Origin of the sequence: Limnoraphis robusta BA-68 BA1 (assembly GCF_034932365.1) — a bacterium.
Lineage (GTDB): Bacteria > Cyanobacteriota > Cyanobacteriia > Cyanobacteriales > Microcoleaceae > Capilliphycus > Capilliphycus robustus.
In genome coordinates, this window is sequence record NZ_JAYGHR010000062.1 from 73,386 (window position 1) to 96,480 (window position 23,095).

The following is a 23,095-nucleotide window of genomic DNA, read 5'->3' on the forward strand; positions in this document are numbered from 1 at the left end:
AAAAAATTGATAACGCTAAAGCCTAACTTCAAGGATATAATAACCGAGAAAGCAAACCACTCTCAAGATATTTCCATCCCATATGAAACTACAGGATATCGTAGGAACAGATCACCGTTATGATATCAAAGCGATCGCCGCAGATGAGGAGTTAACTCGTCAGATTCAGACGCTCCTTGTTAACTTAGGTTTGCTTGACCCCCCTGTTGATGGGAAATTTGGTTCATTATCAACCGCAGCTTTACATCGATTTCAAACCTTGATGGAGTGTGGGGAACCGGGATATTTAGCGACTAATACCGCTCAAATGTTAATCACAACCAAACCCGAAGAATTACCTAATCCTGCACTGGTTCTCAAAATTACTCAGGAAACCATCTTAAAACTTAGACCTGTTCAATCTAGCGAACTCAGTGAATCTGAAAGACAGGGAATGAAAGCAGAACTGTCTTTTTCTCTGATTGCTTTTGAACCCGTTCGAGGTCATGTCCGAGTTGCATTTCGAGGTCAATCTTTTCAAGAGCAATCGATTTGGTACATCTTTGAAAAACACGCTGAAATCTATGAAGGAAGTAAACTCATTTATCCCAAAATTAGACCGAAAAAAGTGCGATTAGATAGCTTTCCCTACAAACCTCAAACGGATAATTTCTTTAATCCGACAGGCGCTTGTAACGTGACGTCAATGGCGATGTGTTTAGCCTACTATAATAGGCCTCGTCGTAAAAGTTACGGACAGTTTGAAGATGAACTGTATGAATATGCGATCCAAAGAGGATATAGTCGTTGGAGTCCCTATGATCTGGCAAAAATTGTTAGAGATTATGGCTGTAAAGATTATTTTACAGAAAAAGGAGATATGGATGATTTAAAAGACTGGTTAGCCGAGGGAAAACCCTGCGTGATTCACGGATATTTTACCGCCTTTGGTCATATCATGCCTGTGGTGGGTTATGATGACTATGGGTTAATTGTTCACGATCCCTATGGTGAATGGTTCTCCAGTGGATATCGAACCGATTCAAGTGGCGCTTATTTACGCTATTCTTACGGTCTAATCCGGCGAACTTGTATGGCTGATGGGGATTTTTGGGTTCATTTTATTTCCAAATAATACAAGAATTAAACTGAATTCAAATCAAGTAAAAATTTTCTCATTGATTTTTTATCTAAATTTAACGCACTTAATGAAAATATAAGCCATTCTAGTGATGAAGTAGAGTGGTTTAATTTTTTATGTTCACAAGTTCAACATACCCGATCTCAGAAAACGTTCACCCTCAGACTGCTATTACTCCTAGTCTCGCCAAATTTTTCTCTAAACCCGCAGTTGGGTACACCTGCAATGCTATCTTTGTAGTCATCGCCCTAGTGATCATTGATGGGTTGTATAACGCAACACCTACATCACTGAAGCCCAAATTAGGAACTTCTGATGAACCTTCCGTCTTTTCTGTGGCTGTGGAAGATAGCCGCTTGGTCAATGGGATTTTCGCTACTGGCTTACCTGATGCTCGCCGTCACAGGTAGTTGGATGTTTTATACTCGTAATGTGAAACAGCCTCGCCCTCAGGGTTTACGAACGGCTCATTACCTGATTGGCGCTACAATGGTCGGATTAGTCTTACTCCTGTTGGCAATTGGTTTGATTGGCACCATCGGTTATTATGGGAATCTCGGTCATTCAGCCCACTTGCCTGCGGGACTAACAGTTGTTAGTTTAGTCTTGGTTTCAGCTTGGAGTTCAACTCAAATTCATCCTTCACGACCTTGGGCGCGATCGCTTCATATTAGTACCAATATCGTGCTATTATTTGCCTTTGCCGTCGTTTCTCTAACAGGTTGGACTGTTGTGCAAAAATATTTACCTTGAGATAGAGTTGCTATGGCTGACCGATGCAAGGATTGCGTAAACAGCGCTGTTGGAGAAGATTAATTAAGGGCATTCGTTAAAATTTTATTTTTCATCACCCTTAATCATCTTCCATTTTGTTAATTTAATCGGTGACAAATTGAATTACGTCTTTGTGACAGCACTAGAAAAACCTAGTGACTTGCTTCTTCATAAACTGTGATTTCTATCACAAGAGTAATTATACCAGTTTTTCGCTACCAGAGCATAAAAATCTTCAAATCGGAAAAATCAATAGACGAACCCAGCGAAAACCGTACCTCAATAGACGGTAGATACGAAAAATAAGAGATGGCACATATTGTTTACATTTCGTTACGATAGGTTCATAGATTAAATTAAGGTAATACACCTTTTAAACAAGATGAATTCAGAGGTCATTCTTAATGAATAACTCTATACGAGTCGGTAACTTATTCGGGATTCCGTTCTATGTGAATGCTTCCTGGTTTATTGTACTGGGATTAATGACATTTAGTTACGGAACCAACCTAGCAGCAGAATTTCCCACCTTGGGCGGGGCGAGTGCAGCCTTACTCGGTTTAGTCGCCGCTCTGCTATTATTTGCATCAGTATTAGCCCACGAACTCGGACATAGTTTTGTCGCGATCAAACAAGGAATTAACGTTAAATCAATTACGTTATTTCTATTTGGTGGACTGGCGAGTTTAGACAAAGAAGCTAAAACCCCCGGTGGTGCCTTTTGGATTGCGATCGCTGGCCCTGCGGTGAGTATTCTGTTATTTCTACTTCTAAGTGGAATTGGTGCAAGTATCGCAACAAGCGGGCCTTTGGGGGCAATGGTGGGTCTACTGGCTTATATTAACCTCGCCCTGGCATTATTTAACCTGATTCCTGGCTTACCGCTTGATGGTGGAAACGTGCTTAAAGCCATCGTTTGGAAAATTACAGGAAAACAGTATACAGGTGTAATTTGGGCAAGCCGAGTCGGTCAAGCCTTGGGATGGACAGCGATCGCATTAGGATTCCTTCCGGCGTTATTCTTCGGTCAATTCCCCAACTTTTGGACAATCTTAATCGGTTGGTTCCTGTTACAAAATGCAGGGGTTTTAGCCCAAGATGCCACATTACGCAGCAAACTTTCTGAGTTCACCGCAGAAGATGCCCTGAGTAACGATACTCCGATTATTTCTGAGGATTTATCCTTGCGCGAATTAGCCAATGAATATATCATCGGAAAAGCTCAAGCCAGACGGTTCTTTATTGTTAACGAAGAAGGTCAATTGTTAGGTCAATTTAAAGTCGATCAGATGAGAGCCATTCCTACTTCTCAATGGCCGACCACTCAAGTCAAAGACCTGATGCAACCCATTGAACTTTCTAATACGATAGACGCCGAACGTTCATTACTCGATGTTGTTACTTTATTTGAAAAAGAACAAATTAATGAATTAGCCGTGATGCGAAATGGAATGTTAGTCGGGTTAATTGAAAAAGCCTCAATTCGCCAAGTGTTACAACGTAGCGCCGAAGCCAAACCCGCTTAATTTTCAAGCATTAACCCAGAAACTCAATTAAAAACCCGGTTTCTTCTGCGAAACCGGGTTTTTGGGATGTACCTCAGCGCAACGGCGCTATAAATGGATGTGAACCCACCCGAAACCCGAAACCCGACTGTAGGGGCGCATGGTGATGCGCCCGTTTAGACAATTGACTCGCCCCTACAAATATATGAGACAATAAAAGGCGGTACATCGGAATAGAGAATTGAAAAACTGTGAGTTCAACTGTCGTCACGACTGAAAATGCAAAATCAACAGCTAGCCTAGCCCGTCGTGCTGTTTTCCCCTTCACGGCGATTGTCGGTCAGGAAGAGATGAAACTGGCTTTGCTGCTGAATGTGATTGACCCTAAAATCGGTGGTGTGATGATTATGGGCGATCGCGGAACGGGCAAATCGACTACAATTAGAGCGTTGGCTGACTTATTACCCGAAATTGATATCGTTGCAGATGATCCCTTCAATAGCCATCCAGACGATCCCGAATTGATGAGTGATAGCGTGCGTGAACGAGTTTTCAACCAACTCTCAGTTCCCGTCGCGCGTAAAAAAGTACCGATGGTTGATTTACCTCTGGGGGCGACGGAAGATCGCGTCTGTGGCACGATTGATATTGAAAAAGCGCTCGCTGAAGGGGTGAAAGCCTTTGAACCGGGTTTACTTGCCAAAGCTAATCGCGGTATCCTCTATGTTGATGAGGTGAACCTGTTAGATGATCACTTAGTTGATGTATTATTAGATTCTGCGGCCAGTGGTTGGAATACCGTTGAACGAGAAGGAATCTCTATCCGTCATCCAGCGCGATTTGTATTAGTCGGTTCAGGAAACCCAGAAGAAGGTGAATTACGCCCTCAACTGTTAGATCGTTTTGGAATGCACGCGGAAATTCGCACGGTTAAAGAACCGAATTTGCGGGTAAAAATTGTTGAACAACGCACTGCTTTTGATCGCCAACCTAAAGAATTTCTCGATCAGTATGTCAGCGATCAAGAACAACTACAACAGACGATTATTGACGCTCAAGAAAGACTTTCTTCTGTAGAAATTGACTATGATTTTCGAGTCAAAATTTCTCAAGTTTGTGCAGAATTGGATGTTGACGGCTTGCGAGGGGATATTGTTACAAACCGCGCCGCCAAAGCCTTAGCCGCCCTAGAAGGTCGCACAGAGGTAACAGTCGAAGATATTGGTCGGGTAATTACGTTATGTTTGCGTCATCGTCTGCGAAAAGATCCCTTAGAGTCGATAGATTCAGGATATAAAGTCCAGAAAGTTTTCCGTCAAGTATTTGGTTTACCCGAACCCGGGGAGGGGAATTAATTTAGGGGGTTAAAGGGCTAGAAAGTGGAACATTAAACCTTTAAAAACCCCTAACCCATGCCAAGACGTATTATTGGATTTGATCCGGGACTCGCGACTTTGGGCTTTGGTGTGATTCATTGTCAAAATACAAGGGAACGGGATGGCCGTTATTCCGTTTCTCTTGTTGATTTTGGTGTGATTAAAACACCCGCTCATCAGGAAATGGGAAAGCGTCTTTGTACGATTTATGATGATTTACACACGTTAATTGAACAGTTTAAACCTGATTTAGCGGTTGCAGAAAAATTGTTTTTTTATCGCATGGGAAGTACCATTCCCGTCGCTCAAGCCCGAGGGATTTTAATGTTGGTTTTAGCCCAAGAAAAAATTCCCTTGGTTGAGTTTACGCCTCCCCAAATTAAACAAGCGTTAACAGGTTACGGTAACGCCGACAAACGAGAAGTCCAAAATGCTGTTGCCCGAGAGTTAGACTTAGATAAAATTCCGAAACCCGATGATGCAGCCGATGCTTTAGCTGTTGCTTTAACGGCTTGGTTTGATGATGAAATGGTTCCTAAGCTATAAAATAGAAAAAAATATCAATTTAGGATAGATGGTTATTTTAACGTCTCAAGAAATTGCTCAATTTCGTTCCCAACTCTCAGAATATCCGCAAGCCTTAGAAGCCTTGGATACCATAGAAGACTGTGAGGGAGATATTGAAGATGCAGCCATTTCCCTCGCCATCCAAGTGGGACAAACACCGACAACCTCAGAAAATTGGTTGGATGGTGTAGCGAAGCGATATCGGGTGACAATTTGTAATCAAGAATACCGCGAGGAATTGTTGCAAGGGAATATTAGTAAAATGGTTGGACATTTAATTGCACAAAATACTTGTCCCCAACTGTTGGTGACTCCCGTTGTTATCTATGCGATAAAAACAGGTATTCAGCAATTCTGTGAACCCTTAGAATACAAGCTGTCCTCTTAAAGAATGAACCCAACACAAAATTAACCCAAAATTAGCCTAAACCTCTTGACTTCAACGCAGTTTTTCGCTTAAAATACCCATCAAAGTTAACCCTCAAAGACGAGGCGTTAACGCATTTTTTAATGTCCAAATTTCAGAGACTTTTCTGATGGGTGTTCAAACGGTCTCACCAAGGGGTTTAATGTGCTGAGAAAATTGAAGTTAAACTTATGGCATCAGGGTTTTATTTACTGGGGTTTATTCCTGTCACTCTCAGCTTGTACAACCTCATCAAGTGTTTCTCTCCAAGAAATAGAAACCAAACCCAAAGTATCTAAAGAAGTTGTTGCAGACTCCCCCATTTTTGAAACAAAACAGGTTAATGATAAAGGCGGATATTATTGTTCAGATGGCAAAACCGCATGGGGGCCAGTCACCCAAAAAATGATTGAAAAATGTGTGGACTGGGGAGGCGGAAGTAGCTGCAATAATAACCAATGGTCGGAAACACTCTTTCTCAAAGCCTACGGAAATCAACGCTGTCCTGATGGTTCTCGCTTCAATTCGATTACAGGTTATTGTGTAGAAGGAAAGAATGCTATCGGCCCTTTTCCTCAACAATTAGTAACAGCTTGTACTAACGCAGATGGGGGAAATTCTTGTCAATCTAATCGTTGGGATAGTCGATTTTTGTCTCAAATTTTGCGAAATGAAGGATTAATACAACCCCCAGAAGTTCCTCCACAATTTGTATTATTAGCCTTCGATGGTTCTAGTTCTCTAGAGGCCTGGAACAAGTCCCGAAACTTTGCAAAAACGTTAGAACAGAAAGACATTAATCTCCGCTTTACTTATTTTATCAGTGCCGTTTATTTTGTCAACAATGACAACCGCAAACTCTACGATGCCCCCGCCGGAAAGGGTCTCGGACGTTCAGCCATTGGTTGGGGCGGTTCAGCCGATGAAGTGAAACAACGACTCGAACAGCTTAATTTAGCCTATCAAGACGGACATGAAATTGCTTCCCATGCTGTTGGTCATTTTAACGGCAATAACTGGAGTGAAGCCGACTGGAAAAAAGAGTTTGAATACTTTGACAAGTTCATTTTTGACGCTTATCAACTCAACGGTTTAACAGGTCGTCTCGCCTTTGACCGCAGTGCAATTCAAGGATTTAGAGCGCCGGAATTAGGAATCAGTCCCGGTTTATTTAAAACCTTAGAAAAAGAAGGATTTCGGTATGATACCAGTCGCTCGAACCAACTTAACTATTGGCCGCAAAAACAAAACGGCGTTTGGAATTTTCCGTTAGCGAGTATTACAACTGCTTTAACCAAACAAAGTTTATTGTCAATGGATTATAACTTTTATTATCTTCATTCTAAGGCAAAACATAACCCCAGTCAAGCCAAACGGTATGAAGAAGATATGTTCAAAAGTTATATGAACTATTTTGAGAGTAACTATAACGGAAATCGCGCCCCCATACATATTGGTCATCATTTTTCAGCTTGGAATAACGGTGCCTATTGGAATGCGTTATTTCAGTTTGCGGAAGCCGTTTGTGGTCAACCCGAAGTTCAATGTATTACCTATAGCGAACTTGCAGATTTTATGGATTTGCTGACACCTACTCAAATTACAGCTTATCAGAAAGGTGTTTTTCCCAAAACTGTAGGGAAGAATTCCTCTCAAAATCATCAGAAATCTGTTGAGGAAATCTCATCTGATTTATGTCAAATTTAAGAGCCAATTAGAGATGAATTTTTTTGCGAAAATCGTCATTGTATTCAGCCTCCCAATAATTTTGAGCCGATTGAATTTGTAGAGGGTTGATAATTTCCGCATCGCTCAAATTTGCGTGTTTGAGGTTGGCTTGGTGAAAGTTCGCATTTTTCAGATGAACACCTCGGAGATTAGCACCTTTGAGGTTAGCTTCTTTAAAATTAGCATCTTGAAAATCCGTGTCAAACAGCTCATCAACGGAATAAAAATCAACTCTAATCAGAATAGCTTGATAGAATTGAGTATGATTCAAACAGGCTCCACACAAATTCGCATCAGTCAAATTTGCACCTTGAAAGTTGGCTTGAGCTAAATTTGCAGCTTCTAAATTAGCCCGTTCAAAGTTAGCCCCTTGAAGTTTAGCCTCTTGAAGTTTCGCTTCTCTCAAGTTCGCTTTTGTTAAGTTAGCTTCCCTCAAATCAGCTCCCTGTAAGATAGCGAGTTGCAAGTTAGCCTTTTCCAGTTTAGCTTGTTGTAGGTTAACATCCCGCAAGTTCGCCCGAGTTAAATTCGCCCCTTGTAAGTCTGCTTCTCGCAAATTTTGAACCTCTCGTAAATGGTTTGTTCTCACTAAATAGGCTTGACGTAGGTTCGCCCCTTTTACATTTGCACCTTGGAGTTCAGCGCCCATCAATTCTGCTTGCTCTAAATTCGCTTCAGAGAGATTCGCATCCGTGAGATTAGCTTCGCACAAATTAGCCTGTTTGAGATTGGCTCCGCGTAAATTAACGCCCTGAAAATCCACAGCCGAGAGGTTAGCTTGTACAAATTTAGCTTTTCGTAGAGAATAGGCTTGTTTGAGATGGCTTCCTTGCAAGTTAGCACCCTGAAAGTCTGCACATTTGAGGTTCGCCCCTTCGAGGTTGGCACCTGTGAGGTTGGCACCTGTGAAGTTCGTTTCATGGAGATTGGCGCCTTGTAAGTCAGCACCTTGTAGGTTCGCTCCACTGAGATTAGCATGACTCAGGCTAGACCCTTGTAAGTTGGCTCCCTCTAAGTTCGCTTCGCTCAAACTGGCGCCCGATAGGTTAATCTGTTTGAGATAGGCTTGAGAAATATCGAGTCCATCGAGAGAAACACCTTCATTATTGAGGTCTTCGAGGGCTTTTAGTCTAGCTCGACTAGCGGAAACTCCAGAAGTTGCAGCACTATCAACCACCTGCCATGCTTCATAAATCGCCCGTTGTCGGCGTTTACGACTTTCGAGTAAATATAAAACCGCAACCGTTGAAATACTGAAGCTTTCGATATGGTCAACGGTAATCAGTGAGAGGATTTCCTGAGTAATACAATGTAAAGCCGTGTCTTGTACCTGACAAATGGTTTCACCTGCAACCCAGTTTTCAATGCGGTTAACAAACAGTAGACCAATATAAGCAATGACTAACGCCAGGTAAATGCGAAACCACAGACATTTATCAAAGGAGTGAAATAAAGGCGATCGTTGAAAGATATTTTTCCACTGATACCATTTTACACGTTTGGGTCGTTTCAAGGTCATACTGCTTCTACCGCTTAAAAAGAAGTCACGAGTTGACGACAACCCGTGCTTTCTCAAATCTTAATGTATTCTTACCATAGACCTCGAACGGGTGTGGGGGGTTGTGGCGGTTCACTTCCCACAGCCAGACAACTTCCATAAAGCCGTTTACAAACTTCATCAATTTTATCTTGATCCCGTAATGGATTTTGATACCCTCTAAATAACGGCCCGGTAATAATCGCTTCGTATTCTTCTTTGGTCATTTGTTCTATCAGAACTTCCGTCAGCGCTAAACCCTGTGTTAAGCTTGCAACCCTCTGTCCGGCTGTAATGGTTAGGGCGTTGGGGTCATCGGGGTTATCTTGGAGAGCCAGTTGAATTTCACCTTCTAAAACGTTTATTGTACCAATTCCGTCTTCATCAGCGCTCATTAAATAAATCGTTCCTTGGACACCGACAGCGAACCCGGAAAGACAACCGTTAGCAGGGCCAGAAGCCACTAAAACCCCTTGTTGGACTTCGATACATTGACCCACAACAATCGCAGAATTTTCGGTGATTCGTCCCGATGCGCCTGTGTTAAAATCAATCTGCGCTCGGGCTTGTTCGGTGCGGACTTCTTCGCCGATAGTCGCATTATCGTTTTCTTGGGCAACTTGGTTTTCGATAAAGACTTCGTTGTTATCTCCGAGAATTTCTGTTAGGATTGCTAAATCGATTTGTGCGATCGCCTCAATAGCCGCAAAAGCGATGGTTAGGGCAACTCCTAATCCGCCTAAACGAGATTTCATGGGTTTAAGTGAACTCCTCATCTCCTCTCTCCTTTCTCTATGAATGGTTTACTTGTCTGTCGATGAACTTTTCAACGAAAACAGAAGTATTTCGGGATAGTTAATCTCCTAAATTTATCACTGTAAATCTAATCTGACTAGACCCGTTTTATATGACTGAAAACACGGGTCACAGTAAAATGAGGTGCTAAGTCCGAAGACCTAACACCTCGTTTATTTTAGACCAATTGTGACGAGAGGGGTTTTCTCACCTCCCCAGTTGAACTAGGAAGGCGGAAGAAGGTGGCTAACCGTTAGACAATTCCTTCAGAAGAATCAGTTGTCGTACCCACTAAACCGAAGGAAACTTGATATTGATAGGCTTGATAGAAGTTGATTTGAGTCACTTCTTGAACCCCGTAGAATTGAGTTAATTGTTGAGTATTATTGGTGATGAATGTATCCAATTGTAACTCAGGATTTTCAGTCAGGAATTCATTGCTGTAGGGGTCAACACCCTCTTCTAAACCTGCACCGAAAGCATACTCAACAACTTGACGGTTACTAATTTCATCGAGAGGTTTACCGTAGAAATCAGTCAGGACATCTCCATTTTCTGCGATGTATTCATCGAGGTCATAAGAGTCATCAGTTTCTAAACCTTCTTCGAGGAATTGACCCTGCATTTCACCGATTAATTCATCATCTTCAACCTCACCGCTTTCATCAGTATCAAGTTCCTCTAGATTTTGCTCAATCAACGCAGCATTTTCTTGGCGGAACCACTCAGTATCGAGAATAGCAGAAGTGCTGACTGCTTGTGTTTCGGTATACTCGAAAGCAGCTTCATAGTTGAAGGAATAAACCTGTTCAACTCGGTAGTTTTCAACCACTTCTTCTAAACCGCGATAGTATTCGAGGTTAACAAACCCTCCAACTTCCAGTCCGATTTCTGAAGCCGTTTCTAAGATGAACGTCTTGACAATTGAAGCATCAAGTTCGGCGACTTTTTCAACAGAAATCTCGAAGTGTTCTGCGAGTTCAGACTTATATTCTTCGACAAATCCATGAACATCAACCGGAGACAATTCTAAGCTATTTGCCAAGCCGTAGGTTGAAGCGTGTTCAACAATTTGGCTTTCGCTGAGTTCCTCAACTGAGACTCCAAAATTGGCTTCTAAAACAGTCTTTTGGGTAGATTTGTAGAACTCGACATCGACTTCTTCTTTTGCAACAAACTTGCTGTACACACCTCCGACAACCATTTCAGAAGGAAGTTCTGCAACTTGTTCAACCGCAATTTCAAACCGTTCTGCGAGTTCATGTTTAAATTCTTCTCGCAGGTAGTTTTCAGAGTCTTCATCGACATATTCTAACGGGTTGATTCCGTTTTTCCATCCCTTACCGAACATGAACTTGATTAAGTCTTTATCGGGGATGGAAGTAACATCGACTTCTCCACCTTCCATGTCGTCGGGGTCATCAACGTTATCACCTACGCCATCATCAGAATCATCAGAATCATCATCGGAATCATCATCCAAGTCATCATCGGAATCATCATCCAAGTCATCATCGGAATCATCATCCAAGTCGTCAGAATCATCATCCAAGTCATCATCGGAATCATCATCCATTTCTTCAGAATCATCATCGGAATCATCATCGGAATCATCATCGGAATCATCATCCATTTCTTCAGAATCATCATCCGAATCATCATCAGAGTCATCCGAATCATCATCCGAATCATCATCAGAGTCATCATCCATATCGTGATAGAACTTGGCGATTTCTTCTGCGTTATCTTCACGGTATTTGTCGAGGTCAATAGGACTATATTTGACCTTTTCTTCTCCGAGAATTTCCTCGAACTCGCGACTGAAGCAGATATCAACGACCTGTTTAACGCTGAGTTTAGAGATATCGGTGACTTCAATTTCAAACTCTGCTAACAATTGATTTTGTTGTTCAACCGTTAACTGCGAGATTTGATATTTCAGGTAATTAACATCGAGGTTAGCGAAGGTATCATCTAAACCATCGAGAATATCCGCATCCGTCAGAGGAACAACTTCTCCCCGCAGAACATCGTCTTCTGAGACTTCATAGAATGTCGCAATTTCGGTAGTCTGCGTTTGACGAATATATTCGTAGCTAATTTCAGACTGAACCAGTTTGAGTTCAAAGCTTTGGAATGTTTCGCTTCCAGACAGTTGAACCAGTTGTTGAGCAGTCAGTTCTTCAACATTGGTAACTGTAACAGAGAGGATGGTGTTAATTTCTTCGACGGTAACGGTTCCTGCTTCGACTAAACTGTTTAGTTGGAACTCAACGTACTCTTCATCAACTTCGACTTGTTTAGCAACCGTTGTAACATCGAGTTGTTTGATGTATTCTAGAACATCCGCATCGGTAAAGGGAGCATCTCCTTCAGCATCATCATCTCCTTCTACATCATCATCGCCTTCTACATCATCATCGCCTTCAGCATCATCATCTCCTTCAGCATCATCATCTCCTTCAGCATCATCATCTCCTTCTACATCATCATCGCCTTCAGCATCATCATCTCCTTCTACATCATCATCGCCTTCAGCATCATCATCGCCTTCAGCATCATCATCTCCTTCAGCATCATCATCGCCTTCAGCATCATCATCGCCTTCAGCATCATCATCATCATCGCCTTCATCACCCAGAAACTCTTCAATTTCGGTAGCGAAAGTTGTGCTGAAGTATTCAATGACTTGTTCTTGAGTAATTACAGCATCCGCTTCTAAGTCAAGAGCGGTAATGATTTGTTCACCGTAAACAGAGACAACGAACTCTAGGTTAAACTCAGCCGGTACCAGTTCAATTGTTGTTTCTTCACCCAGAATTTCCTCGAACTCGCTATCAGAAATTAACTGAGCAACTTGTTCGTTCGTGAGAGTATCAATATCCTCGACAGCAGTTAACTCAATCTCTAGAATTTCCGAAACACTGGTGAGATTTTCTGCGGTAATAACCTGAGTCAGTTGATAGCGAACGAAGTCATAATTAATGTCTTGTTCTCCACCTTCCACACTGACAACGTTCGACTGTGTAAACCATTCTGTTGCTAATTCGTCGGTGACACCATCTTCATCAACATCCGCATAGTCAGCAATTGCAGTAACATTTGTTTCCGCTAAGAACTCGAGAATTTCAGTGTCAGAAACCGTTACAACATCTTCACCTGTAATAGCGGCGATATCAACACCCAGCGCTTCAGCAATTGCAGCCGCGTAAGTGTCTTTAACGTACTCGAGGTCAACTAATCCTTCTAAGCTAAATTCTTCGCTGTGTTCGATAGCAAACTTGAAGACTTGCTCGAAGGAAAGTTCAGAAATATCTTTGAATTCGGCATAGTATTCTTTCAGTGCGGCTTCAAGTTCTTCTCCGAATTCTGCTTTGTATTCTTTAGCGTTGAACCAGTTTAACTTGCTAAACTCAACTGCACCTTCTTGTTCGTAGACGAATTCAACAATTTGCAGTTTGCTAACTTCGATAATAGACTCTACACCAAAGGTAGCTTGAACATCGCCTTCAAAAGTTTGACGGAAGTAGTCAAAGTCAATCTCTTGAGATAAACCACCGACTACAAAATCAATCACAACATTGACATTAAGTTCACTAACTTCAGTGACTTCAATATTGTAGAAAGATGCGATTTTCTCAGCGAATTCTGTGCGGTAAACTTCTACAGTTTCTTCTTCAATGTAGGTTGAAAGGTCAATTCCTTGTTCCAAGCCAACCGTCACCATGTACTTGTAGACTTGTTCGGAACTGATTAAACTAACATCGCTAACTTTGAAGAAACTTGTCAGTGCTGAAGCATTTTCTGTGCGATAAAGTTCGACTTGGAATGCAGACAGTTGTTTTTCCGCTTCAAACCCTTCGGTGAAGAAATATTCTTTAATTTCCTCAAAAGTCAGGTCTTTTTCTTTCTTACCGATAGATTCTGCAAAGTCTTCCAGTTCATCTTTGAATTGCTTCCGAACCCATTTTTCATCGATGTAAGGGTGTTTTCCACCGTAGATAAATTCTAAGGTTTCATCAACGGTAACATCAGCACCGAATTGAACTGTTAAAGCTTCTTGATAGACTTCTTTCAGGTATTCAACATCAACAACTTCTTTCAAGAGTCCGAGTTTAAAACCTTCGCCTTTTAAGAACGCTTTGAGTTGACCATCGGTTAAGTCATCGAAGTCTTTAACTCCACCTTTGAAAAAGTCTTTGATTTCTTTTTCAAATCCTTTAAGTTCTTTACGCAGTTTCTTGAAGTCAAATACAGAACCACTTAACTCTTGCTCGAGGACAAAGCTCTTGATTTGAGAAACTTCTAAGCTGCTAACTTGCTCGATTTCAATATTAAAGAATTGAGCCAGTTGAACTGCATATTTTACTTTAGAATATTCGACATCAACCTCAATTTCTAAGTTCGCACTGTCGATAACTTGTTCATCGGTAAGTTCGCTGGCATTCTCAACATCAATTTCTTCGCGAATTTCTTCACCGTATTGTTTTTTGATGAAGTTGAAGTCTAGGAAAGCAGAAGTATTTAAACCTTCTTTAATTCCTTTTTCTTCTAGATATTCAAGAATTTGTTCAGGAGTTGGATTTTCTCCCAGTTCTTCAGTTAGCTTTTCGCCGTGAATTGCTTTGAGATAATCAAAGTTAACTTTAGCTGAAGGACTGTTTCCTTTGCCAACAACTTCCTCTTGAACGAATTGGATTAACTGTCCTAAATTCAGGGTTTCAACAGATTCAACTTCAAAGAAAGCTTTGATTTCTGCATCAAATTGCTTCAAAAGTTTATCAACATCAAAAAACTTAGAAAGCTTGACTCCTTTCAGGTCAGACAAGTCTTTTTCGAGTAACAAGTCTTGCAGTTCTTCGCTGCTAATTTCACCTGTAATACCGAGTTTTTCTAACAGTTCTACGTTCCCTTTAACAACTTTAATGTTGAGATAAACCTGAGATACGGGTTCTACTTCACCCGGCTCCTCGGGAGTTTCACCAGGCTCCTCGGGAGTTTCACCAGGCTCCTCGGGAGTTTCACCAGGCTCCTCGGGAGTTTCACCAGGCTCCTCGGGAGTTTCACCAGGCTCCTCGGGAATGTTGACAGGAGGAACTTCTCCAACAATACCGTCATTCCCTTCACCGCCAACGTCGGAGTCGTCGCCATCCTCTCCTGCTATATCATCATCATCGGCGTCATCATCATCATCGGCGTCATCATCATCATCGTCATCATCGTCATCGGCATCATCATCATCGGCGTCATCATCATCGGCATCATCATCATCGGCGTCATCATCATCGGCGTCATCATCATCGCCTAAAATGAGGTTCAGGTTGCTAACAATAGACTCAACTAATTGTTCGATATCTAACTCAGCGATGCTAGAAATTTGCAGAACTTCTAGAACTTTAGAAACCGAGAAGGAGAAGCTAAACTCACGATTTTCAAACCGTCCAAACTTGAACCAGTGGTCAACCAGATTAATTTGACCGGACTGAACAAATTCAACCAGGTCTTGGTTGAGTTCTAAGTATTCACCAACTTTAAAGAAGTTGCTAAATTCCCGTCTTTCTTTCTTCCCAAACTGAGAAAAATGCTTGAACAGACTGAATTGACCACCTTGAACAAAAGACTCTAAATCGGAGTTAAAGCTGAGATATTCGCCGGGTTTAAAGAAGTCGCCGCATTCGCGTTGTTCGTATTGTCCAAACCGCAGGAAGTGACGGAAAGCTCCGAAAAATTTACCTTCACCTTGGAAAATGCTATCGAGGTCAGTATTCTTTTCTAGGTACTTCTGAACTTTAAATAAGCTGTTAAATTCCCGTCCTTCTTTGATGCCAGATTCTAGGAAATGGGTGAGTAAACTTTGACGGCTGACAACTTGGGCAACATCAATGTTTTTCTCTGAGTATTCGGTGATATTAAAAATGTAGCTAAATTCCCGACCTTCAAACTTACCAAACTCATCAAAGTGTGCTTTCGCATCCAGTTGACCTGCATCTACTAAGGCTTTGATGTCGGCGTTGAATTCTAAGTAAGCATCTACATCAAATAATTCTTCCAGGATATCATCTGTTGATTCTGTATCATCCAGTTCAACTCCTGTTTGTACCGCTTCGTCAGGAAGGGGTTCTGCGCCGTCTCCTATTCCGCCATCGGGTTCGACGGGGATAGGGGTCTCATCAACAGGCGTTTCTGAACCGTCGTCGATGTCATCATCTATATCATCGTCTGAGGTGACATCTACGGGTTGATTAATATCGTCAATGTTGTCGTCGATGTCATCATCCTCATCATCGGTGTCATCCTCATCATCGCCGTCATCATCGCCGTCTTCTACTATTGTAATTTCGACGGGTTCATCGTCTGAGTCTCCCGGTACAACATCCACAGACTCAACGGGTTCTTCTGTGATGGTTTGGGTTTCTTCGTTAACAGGAAGGCCAGTTAAGGGGTCAAAAATTAAGTCATCCATAGCTAAATAAAACCTCTAGTTAAATTACAAAAACTTTACTCAAAAAAAATCTGTAGGTTAGTGACTAACCGGAGTCTACTTTTCCCTTCGAGATTTCACCCAGACTAGAAGGGGGAATTCGGTTGATAAAGACCCTAGAATTGAGCTGTGATTAGCTTCGTTTCAAGCCTGAATTGATGTCCTCCTTTCAGCTTGGATTTTTTAGTTCTCATCTTTCAGGATTTAATCTGAGGCCTTACACCGAACTTTTTGTTCTATACCCTGATTCTAATCAACAGTTTTAAGATCTCTATGAGGGTCAGATGAGAAGATTTTTATGATTTTTTAGACCTACATATTCAATTTTTACACCCTGACTCCAACAACGGCATCGGTGAAAACACGGAACTTTGAAATCCGCCCTAGAAAGTCTTGAAAGCATCATATCGCAAGGATTTTAGTATCAATCTCTAAGTGATAGCTAAAATTAAATCGGGCAATTTACGTGTTTTTACTGAGATCTAAAAGTTATAATTTATTCATACAAATTTTTTTGATCCAAAAATAAGTCACTCCGTTTTTGTTGAGATTGATCTAACGGAATGACTCAAAAATTAATTTTGATGGATTGTCAAGCTTCCTTAAAAAAAGTTAAGAAAATTACCTTATAAATTTCTCTTTTGTCTCTATCTTTCGATAGATTTTAGAAGATTAATAGGGCGACTGTTGTCAACGGCTCCGATCTGAATCCGGGAGTCAGAACCTTTTTATTTAAGACGTGATTTTCCAAATCCGGTTCCCTAATATTTCCACAAATTAAGGACAGAGCCGATAACCCATCCCTCTCACCGTTTCAATGCGATCGCCTCCAAGTTTTTTCCGCAGATATCCCACATAGACATCAACAATATTAGATCCCGGATCGTAATCATACCCCCAAACGCGATCCAGTAGTTGCTCTCGACTCATCACTTGTTCGGGATGACGCATCAAGGTTTCGAGAAGCTGAAATTCTTTAGCAGAAAGTTTGATGGGACAATCACCGACTTGGGCTTGACGAGTATACAAGTCCAGGAGAATATCCCCTGCGGTTAACACCCGTTCCTCTTTCATCGGTGCAGAGGTTTGATGGCGCAAACGGGCGCGAACCCTGGCGAGTAACTCCGCAAAGCGAAAGGGTTTAGTCACATAATCATCCGCCCCTTCTTCGAGGCCTGCGACTTTATCTTCGAGATCATCACGAGCGGTTAAGATAATGATCGGGACTGTTTCTCCCTGACCCCGTAACTGCTTCAAGATTTGAAAGCCATCCTGATGAGGAAGATTCAAATCCAGGATAAGCAAGTCAAATTGATTTCCCAATGCTTTTTGTAAGGCGTCATCGCCATCGTTAGCGACTGTTGTGGTGTAGCCATTAGCTTTCAGTCCCTTTTCGAGAAAGGCGGCGATCCGAGGTTCATCTTCAGCAATCAAAATCCGACTCATTAGACAGAACTTCCTTCAGGAGAATGATTTCAGGACAATTGATCAAAACGAATGCTGGATGTGAAATCCTAAAGATGCAGCCTGTATTTGCTGGAGTCGCTCTGGATTAAAATTCATCTTCTGTAACCGTTTACACTTAATTCTTAGAACCTTAAGCGATCCCCTCAATATTTATAGTCAACAGATCAACGTTTTGTTGGCCATCAGTAGATGCTTTGTCTGCTCTGGGATTGCCATCCTAACTGCATATCGATTCCATCTTAACAGTCAATGATTGATCGCCATCAGCAGTCCCGATAGATACTCGATACATAGATACTGTTTGCCTTAATCTCTAGTTTTCCCAAAAGCACCCCGAAAATATCAATCCTTGTAGTTATACGACTGGGAAATCTATTTTTCTCATCCGGTAGTCGGTTTTCCTCACCTGATGTCTTTTGTTGGACTTCTCCGGGTTTTTATGGGATCTCTTAAAATACAAGTGATATCAACAAGGGCAGTCCCCAATGGAAGTGTAAAATGACTCCTGCGATTCTCATTGAAAAACTGCAAAAACGTTATGGTTCTGTAGAGGCGGTCAAAGAGGTCTCCCTAGAAATCAAACCGGGGGAAATTTTTGGCTTACTTGGCCCGAACGGTGCGGGTAAAACCACGACTCTACGAGCCTTGTGTACGTTAATCACCCCCGATGCAGGTCGCCTAGAAGTCTCTGGGGTAGATGTAGTCAAACATCCCCGACAAGCGCGACAACGCCTCGGCTATGTCGCCCAAGAAGTCGCCTTAGACAAGGTGCTAACGGGTCGTGAGTTGCTAGAATTACAAGCGGCACTTTATCATCTGCCTCGGCCAACGATTAAAGATCGGATTGCCAAGGTGATCAATTTATTGGGTTTAGCAGATTGGGCGAACCTGAAAAGTGGTACTTATTCCGGCGGTATTCGTAAACGCCTAGACCTCGCGGCGGGACTCCTCCATCAACCGGATGTCTTGGTTTTAGATGAACCGACTGTGGGTTTAGATATTGAAAGCCGTGTGGCAGTTTGGGATTTTCTGCGCCAGTTGCGTCAAGCGGGAACTACGGTTTTGATCACGAGTCACTATTTAGAAGAAGTGGACGCTTTGGCCGATCGCGTGGCGATTATTGATCAGGGGATGGTGATTGCGACGGGAACTCCTTCTCAACTCAAAGATCAAGTCGGGGGCGATCGCATTACTCTGAGAATTCGCGAGTTTTCGCCGATGGAGGAAGCCCAAAAAGCGAAATCTCTGCTGGAAGCTTTACCATTTGTGACTGAAGCGATTATTAATACCGCTCAAGGAAATTCTCTCAACTTGGTGGTTCAATCTCAAACTGATGCGCTATTGACAGTACAACAAGCGTTAAAGGATGCAGGTTTACCGACCTTTGGGATTGCCCAATCTAGACCCAGTTTAGATGATGTTTATCTCGCGGCGACGGGTCGAACGTTAATGGATGCGGAACTCGCGGCGGTAGCGGTTCGTGACCCCAAGGCTGAGAAAAAACAGAATATGCGTTAAGGTGTTTTACAGTGACCAGTGACCAGTAAACAGTGACCAGTGACCAGTGACCAGTGACCAGTGACCAGTAACCAGTGACCAGTAACCAGTGAACAGTAACCAGTGATAACTGTAAAAACTGGTAACTGTAAACTGTAAAAACTGGTCACTGATAACTGATAACTGTAAACTGTAATGCGCCCCTACCTGACACCTAACACCCAACATTGAAGGCATCGGTTTTCCAGAGGATTATTCCCTTAAACGTCTTGCTGAAAATTGTTAACAAACTTGTCACAAGATATCATCAATATGAGTAGTAGCACAACACCAACTTCATCGAATCTGAGTTTATCTCCGAGTCAACGGGAAACCATTCAACCCAATCCCGTAGGCGAATTTCTCCAAGAAACCCTAGCTTTAACTCGTCGGTTGTTTATTCAGCTTCAGCGTCGTCCGTCTACCTTGATTGCGGGTGTCATTCAGCCGTTAATGTGGTTAATTTTGTTTGGGGCGCTGTTTCAAAATGCACCCAAAGGTTTGTTTGGAGAAAGCCAAAATTATGCTCAATTTCTCGGTGCGGGTATCATTGTTTTTACCGCTTTTGCAGGAGCGTTAAATGCGGGATTACCCGTGATGTTTGACCGGGAATTTGGCTTTTTGAACCGTTTATTAGTCGCGCCGTTAACCACCCGTTTTTCGATTGTTATCGCCTCGGCAATTTTTATGATCACCATGAGTTTTGTCCAAACCTCCGCTATCATGGCGGCGGGCGCTTTTCTGGGGGCGGGACTTCCGGGAATTCCTGAATTGGGTTTGATTGCTTTGATGGTGTTTTTGTTGGTTTTGGGGGTAACGGGTTTAAGTTTGGGTTTGGCGTTTGCGTTACCGGGACACATTGAATTAATTGCCGTGATTTTTGTCACGAATTTACCGCTATTATTTGCCAGTACCGCTTTAGCACCGCTTTCATTTATGCCCGGTTGGTTACAGGTGGTTGCTTCCTTGAACCCCCTCAGTTACGCCATTGAACCGATTCGTTATCTTTATTTACATGAAGATTGGTCTTTCGGTAGTATCGTAATGCAAGCCCCGTTTGCGAATATTTCTTTGGCTAATACCATCCTTGTTTTATTGGGATTTGCGATCGCGGCGTTATTGGTGATTCAACCGCTTCTCCGTCGTCGCTTTGCGTAAGTCAAGCTTCTCAGTAAAATTCGATAGAGTTTGTCACCCTCTCTCTCAAGGGAGGGTTAAAATAAGGTCAATTAGTCTATCGTTAGAAATAGCAATTTAGGTGTGAACGCAATGAAACTCAAAGTCAAATCTGGTGTGGGGATGGCTTTGTCTATGCTATCCGCAGTTGGAGTCAGTTTAACGCTATTGTCACAGGCTACTGTTGCTCAACAAAGCAATTTGAGTCCACTTCAGGATTTTAACAGTCAACACAATGATAGCGGTACAAGTCTCGGTATTGATCAAAGTACCATGTACAATCTGATTCATCGGGCGCAAATGGGAACTTTGGATCTTGATGTGAATTCTGTTTATGATCAGCAAAAAAATAATATTCAGGATGCCGCCGCCGAATTTCGCGCCAAACAACGCCAAGTGTTTGAACAACGAAATCCTCAATTAGCTGAGGATGGGACTTCTTCTGTTGGCGATCAAATGAAGCCCTAAAGTTACATCAAATTAATACAAATTTATAGGGTAAGGGATAGCTGGGATTTAAGAATTGATGCTTGAATACAAGGCTATCCTTTATTTACGTTAAAAATCTCAAAGGTCATAACTCTCCCTTCGATAGAGGTTAACCTGATTTATTCTATTTTACAATAAGTCAAAAAGTAAAATTATAAATAAACTCAGGAGAACAAATGAAACGTTTACTTTCGCGTTTTCAAATAAAAGTCTTCGGCTTTGCTGTACTATTTTCCGTTTTATTTTTCAGTTTTAATAGTTGGAGTTCAACGCCAGCTTTTGCCGCTTCTCTGACACCCGAAGCAGATTATTATCAAGTTTATGGCGTTAATAATCAGTCTCAAAGTAATAAAAACTTAGATTTAGACAGCGCGGCCAATCGTTCCGAAGAGGCTGCTGATAAAATCTATCAAGGTTTAGATAAAACCAAAGATTTTATTGGCAAAACCGAACCTAGAAAACAAGTGATTGAAAAAGCCAGAGATCACGCCAGCAACCGATTAAAAGAGCAGTCTGAACGAGCAAAATCTGCTGACAATCCTCATTCCCTCGATCCAAATGAACAAAATTTTCTGAAAAATATTCAATCAAACAAAAATTAAGGCAACCAACGGGGATTAAACCCAAAAAATGGCAATTCTTCCGGCTTGATTTCCGATTGAGTCGGATCGGATAATATTTCTAGGGGAAGTATCCACAAGCGACTGGTAATAATCGCATCACCCCCTGAACTCCGGGCTGAATTTTCTGATTCCTGTGAATTTTGCTGACTTTTAATCACCGTTTGATCAAACAGCAAAGCCAAACCATCCGGTGACAAACTCATATTAATCTCTTGTTGATTCGGTAAAATCACCAACGGCGCCAACTCACTGCTTTCTAGATCAATCACCGCAATATAGGGCTGTTCTTTATATTCTTGCTGCTCATCTAACAATTCCGTTAACAAACAAAATAACAACGTGTTACTCGGATCAAACTGAGCATTCAAAATATTACCAAAAGGAGGCGTGCGATAGAGTTCTCGTTCTTCCCCTTGATTATTCACCAAAAATAGCGATCGCGTCCCATCCTGGTTAAATCTTACCATCACGGCGGCTGAACCATCGTTGGCAAAGCCGAGAACTTGACCATATCGGGGTAAAAATTCTAAGGGTTCAGATCCGGGTTCTAGAGGTAAAATAGTCGTTAAATCTGGCCCTTGAGCAATCAGCAACGATTGACTATCCGGGCCAATCAAAAAGTCGCCGCCCTCCGTTTTCAGGGGTTCTGGCGAATCACCCGACTCAATAATCCAAGGACCCGAATCGGCGGGATTTTTTTTACTCACTCTCTGAACGACAATCCTTTGGCCATTGGGAGATAGGTCAAATTTGAGATTGCGATAGTTTTGACTATCTAGCAGTAACTTAACCACTCCTTGGGGTTGGCTGCGTTTGGGTTGCTTTTGTTGGGGAGAATTGGGATTAACTCCAGTCGTCACGGTGTAGAGTTGTGACTCAAATTTTCCTTGGGCTTGATCTTTGCGGGAAATCGCTGAAAACAGAATTTGATCGCTATCGGGATAGGGTTCAAACTCCAAAACCACTAAATCATCAGGCGTGAGTGCAATGGGTTGGGGGCTTTCTTGGGAGAGATTAACTAATATTAATCGCCCTTGTTGGTCTCCTGTGACTCCAATATAAGCAAAAGCCCGATCACGAGTGCGAAAATAGCCTGTAAACGGTTCAATCACCTGTCCGGTGTTACCTGCGTACAACTGATCGCTGGCATCCTTTAACTGCACGCTATAGGGCGTTCCGTAGGGGGCTGGTTCAACTAAAGTATAAGCCATCCGTCGGCCTGCCCAACTGATTTTACCGGGAAGGGGCGGATCAATTCGCAGATTTCGCTCTACACTTTCGCGATTCATCGGACGATTGAACGTTAAAATAAATCCGGTATCCAGGGCGCTAATATGTTTGTTATTCCAGCTAAATTCTCGGACTTTCGGTGTACTGCGATCGCCACTGAGTAACATCATTCCAATCAGCACCGTTAACACGATCATTAGTGCGATCGCCACTCGATCCACAGGTTCACTGTTTTTTAGCCAATTGTGAGGTTTAGCCTGGAATTGCGTCATGGAATTGATCACT

At 42.2% G+C, this 23,095-nt stretch carries 16 protein-coding genes; 11 read left to right on the forward strand and 5 right to left on the reverse strand.

The window, feature by feature from the left end; genetic code table 11:
• Positions 1 to 82 precede the first annotated feature (82 nt).
• From VB836_RS14755 to VB836_RS14785, 7 genes are all read left to right on the forward strand, one after another.
• Positions 83 to 1,114: a C39 family peptidase gene (locus VB836_RS14755; RefSeq protein ID WP_323220187.1), complete on the forward strand. Its 1,032-nt coding sequence runs from the start codon at positions 83 to 85 to the stop codon at positions 1,112 to 1,114.
• 321 nt (positions 1,115 to 1,435) lie between these two features.
• A complete protein-coding gene (locus VB836_RS14760; protein ID WP_323220189.1) occupies positions 1,436 to 1,873 on the forward strand; it encodes a DUF4079 domain-containing protein in 438 nt (145 codons plus the stop codon).
• Between the two features lie 425 nt (positions 1,874 to 2,298).
• Positions 2,299 to 3,420 (forward strand): site-2 protease family protein, encoded by a 1,122-nt coding sequence (locus VB836_RS14765; RefSeq protein ID WP_323220191.1) that lies wholly within the window; start codon positions 2,299 to 2,301, stop codon positions 3,418 to 3,420.
• 230 nt (positions 3,421 to 3,650) lie between these two features.
• Positions 3,651 to 4,754, forward strand: coding sequence for a magnesium chelatase ATPase subunit I (bchI, locus tag VB836_RS14770; protein ID WP_046279959.1), 1,104 nt, complete (start codon positions 3,651 to 3,653; stop codon positions 4,752 to 4,754).
• A 57-nt stretch (positions 4,755 to 4,811) separates the two neighbouring features.
• The gene (gene ruvC / locus VB836_RS14775) at positions 4,812 to 5,321 is read left to right on the forward strand and encodes a crossover junction endodeoxyribonuclease RuvC (RefSeq protein WP_323220193.1); all 510 of its coding nucleotides are present in this window, start codon (positions 4,812 to 4,814) and stop codon (positions 5,319 to 5,321) included.
• 28 nt (positions 5,322 to 5,349) lie between these two features.
• Positions 5,350 to 5,730 (forward strand): hypothetical protein, encoded by a 381-nt coding sequence (locus tag VB836_RS14780; protein WP_323220195.1) that lies wholly within the window; start codon positions 5,350 to 5,352, stop codon positions 5,728 to 5,730.
• 195 nt (positions 5,731 to 5,925) lie between these two features.
• Positions 5,926 to 7,455: a polysaccharide deacetylase family protein gene (locus VB836_RS14785; protein WP_323220196.1), complete on the forward strand. Its 1,530-nt coding sequence runs from the start codon at positions 5,926 to 5,928 to the stop codon at positions 7,453 to 7,455.
• 7 nt (positions 7,456 to 7,462) lie between these two features.
• On the opposite strand, the gene VB836_RS14790 is transcribed toward VB836_RS14785, so the two are convergent.
• From VB836_RS14790 to VB836_RS14805, 4 genes are all read right to left on the reverse strand, one after another.
• Complete coding sequence (locus tag VB836_RS14790) at positions 7,463 to 8,995, reverse strand: pentapeptide repeat-containing protein (RefSeq protein ID WP_323220198.1); 1,533 nt, start codon at positions 8,993 to 8,995, stop codon at positions 7,463 to 7,465.
• 71 nt (positions 8,996 to 9,066) lie between these two features.
• Positions 9,067 to 9,768: a hypothetical protein gene (locus tag VB836_RS14795; protein WP_323220200.1), complete on the reverse strand. Its 702-nt coding sequence runs from the start codon at positions 9,766 to 9,768 to the stop codon at positions 9,067 to 9,069.
• Positions 9,769 to 10,061: 293 nt separating this feature from the next.
• The gene (locus tag VB836_RS14800) at positions 10,062 to 16,271 is read right to left on the reverse strand and encodes a hypothetical protein (RefSeq protein WP_323220202.1); all 6,210 of its coding nucleotides are present in this window, start codon (positions 16,269 to 16,271) and stop codon (positions 10,062 to 10,064) included.
• A 795-nt stretch (positions 16,272 to 17,066) separates the two neighbouring features.
• Positions 17,067 to 17,735 carry a response regulator transcription factor gene (locus VB836_RS14805; protein WP_046279963.1) on the reverse strand — a complete coding sequence of 223 codons (669 nt, stop codon included), beginning with the start codon at positions 17,733 to 17,735 and terminating at the stop codon, positions 17,067 to 17,069.
• 519 nt (positions 17,736 to 18,254) lie between these two features.
• Between VB836_RS14805 and VB836_RS14810 the strand changes: the two genes are divergently transcribed.
• The 4 genes from VB836_RS14810 to VB836_RS14825 all read left to right on the forward strand — a co-directional run bounded on the left by VB836_RS14810 (position 18,255) and on the right by VB836_RS14825 (position 21,559).
• On the forward strand, positions 18,255 to 19,274 hold the full coding sequence (locus VB836_RS14810) for a daunorubicin resistance protein DrrA family ABC transporter ATP-binding protein (RefSeq protein WP_046279964.1): 1,020 nt from the start codon (positions 18,255 to 18,257) through the stop codon (positions 19,272 to 19,274).
• 291 nt (positions 19,275 to 19,565) lie between these two features.
• Positions 19,566 to 20,450 (forward strand): ABC transporter permease, encoded by an 885-nt coding sequence (locus VB836_RS14815; RefSeq protein ID WP_323220205.1) that lies wholly within the window; start codon positions 19,566 to 19,568, stop codon positions 20,448 to 20,450.
• Positions 20,451 to 20,561: 111 nt separating this feature from the next.
• A complete protein-coding gene (locus VB836_RS14820; RefSeq protein ID WP_323220207.1) occupies positions 20,562 to 20,936 on the forward strand; it encodes a hypothetical protein in 375 nt (124 codons plus the stop codon).
• Positions 20,937 to 21,133: 197 nt separating this feature from the next.
• Complete coding sequence (locus tag VB836_RS14825; RefSeq protein ID WP_323220209.1) at positions 21,134 to 21,559, forward strand: hypothetical protein; 426 nt, start codon at positions 21,134 to 21,136, stop codon at positions 21,557 to 21,559.
• Here VB836_RS14825 and VB836_RS14830 read toward each other — a convergent pair.
• Positions 21,556 to 23,082 (reverse strand): Ig-like domain-containing protein, encoded by a 1,527-nt coding sequence (locus VB836_RS14830; RefSeq protein ID WP_323220211.1) that lies wholly within the window; start codon positions 23,080 to 23,082, stop codon positions 21,556 to 21,558. The two genes, VB836_RS14825 and VB836_RS14830, sit on opposite strands and share 4 nt — an antisense overlap.
• Positions 23,083 to 23,095 lie beyond the last annotated feature (13 nt).

Excerpts from the sequence above, each read along its gene's own strand:
- VB836_RS14830 (WP_323220211.1), bottom strand. The coding sequence starts at position 23,082 with ATGACGCAATTCCAGGCTAAACCTCACAATTGGCTAAAAAACAGTGAA.
- VB836_RS14810 (WP_046279964.1), top strand. The coding sequence starts at position 18,255 with ATGACTCCTGCGATTCTCATTGAAAAACTGCAAAAACGTTATGGTTCT.
- VB836_RS14780 (WP_323220195.1), top strand. The coding sequence starts at position 5,350 with ATGGTTATTTTAACGTCTCAAGAAATTGCTCAATTTCGTTCCCAACTC.
- VB836_RS14805 (WP_046279963.1), bottom strand. The coding sequence starts at position 17,735 with ATGAGTCGGATTTTGATTGCTGAAGATGAACCTCGGATCGCCGCCTTT.
- VB836_RS14815 (WP_323220205.1), top strand. The coding sequence starts at position 19,566 with ATGAGTAGTAGCACAACACCAACTTCATCGAATCTGAGTTTATCTCCG.
- VB836_RS14820 (WP_323220207.1), top strand. The coding sequence starts at position 20,562 with ATGAAACTCAAAGTCAAATCTGGTGTGGGGATGGCTTTGTCTATGCTA.
- VB836_RS14790 (WP_323220198.1), bottom strand. The coding sequence starts at position 8,995 with ATGACCTTGAAACGACCCAAACGTGTAAAATGGTATCAGTGGAAAAAT.
- VB836_RS14795 (WP_323220200.1), bottom strand. The coding sequence starts at position 9,768 with ATGAAATCTCGTTTAGGCGGATTAGGAGTTGCCCTAACCATCGCTTTT.
- VB836_RS14800 (WP_323220202.1), bottom strand. The coding sequence starts at position 16,271 with ATGGATGACTTAATTTTTGACCCCTTAACTGGCCTTCCTGTTAACGAA.
- VB836_RS14755 (WP_323220187.1), top strand. The coding sequence starts at position 83 with ATGAAACTACAGGATATCGTAGGAACAGATCACCGTTATGATATCAAA.
- VB836_RS14760 (WP_323220189.1), top strand. The coding sequence starts at position 1,436 with ATGAACCTTCCGTCTTTTCTGTGGCTGTGGAAGATAGCCGCTTGGTCA.
- VB836_RS14765 (WP_323220191.1), top strand. The coding sequence starts at position 2,299 with ATGAATAACTCTATACGAGTCGGTAACTTATTCGGGATTCCGTTCTAT.
- VB836_RS14825 (WP_323220209.1), top strand. The coding sequence starts at position 21,134 with ATGAAACGTTTACTTTCGCGTTTTCAAATAAAAGTCTTCGGCTTTGCT.
- ruvC (WP_323220193.1), top strand. The coding sequence starts at position 4,812 with ATGCCAAGACGTATTATTGGATTTGATCCGGGACTCGCGACTTTGGGC.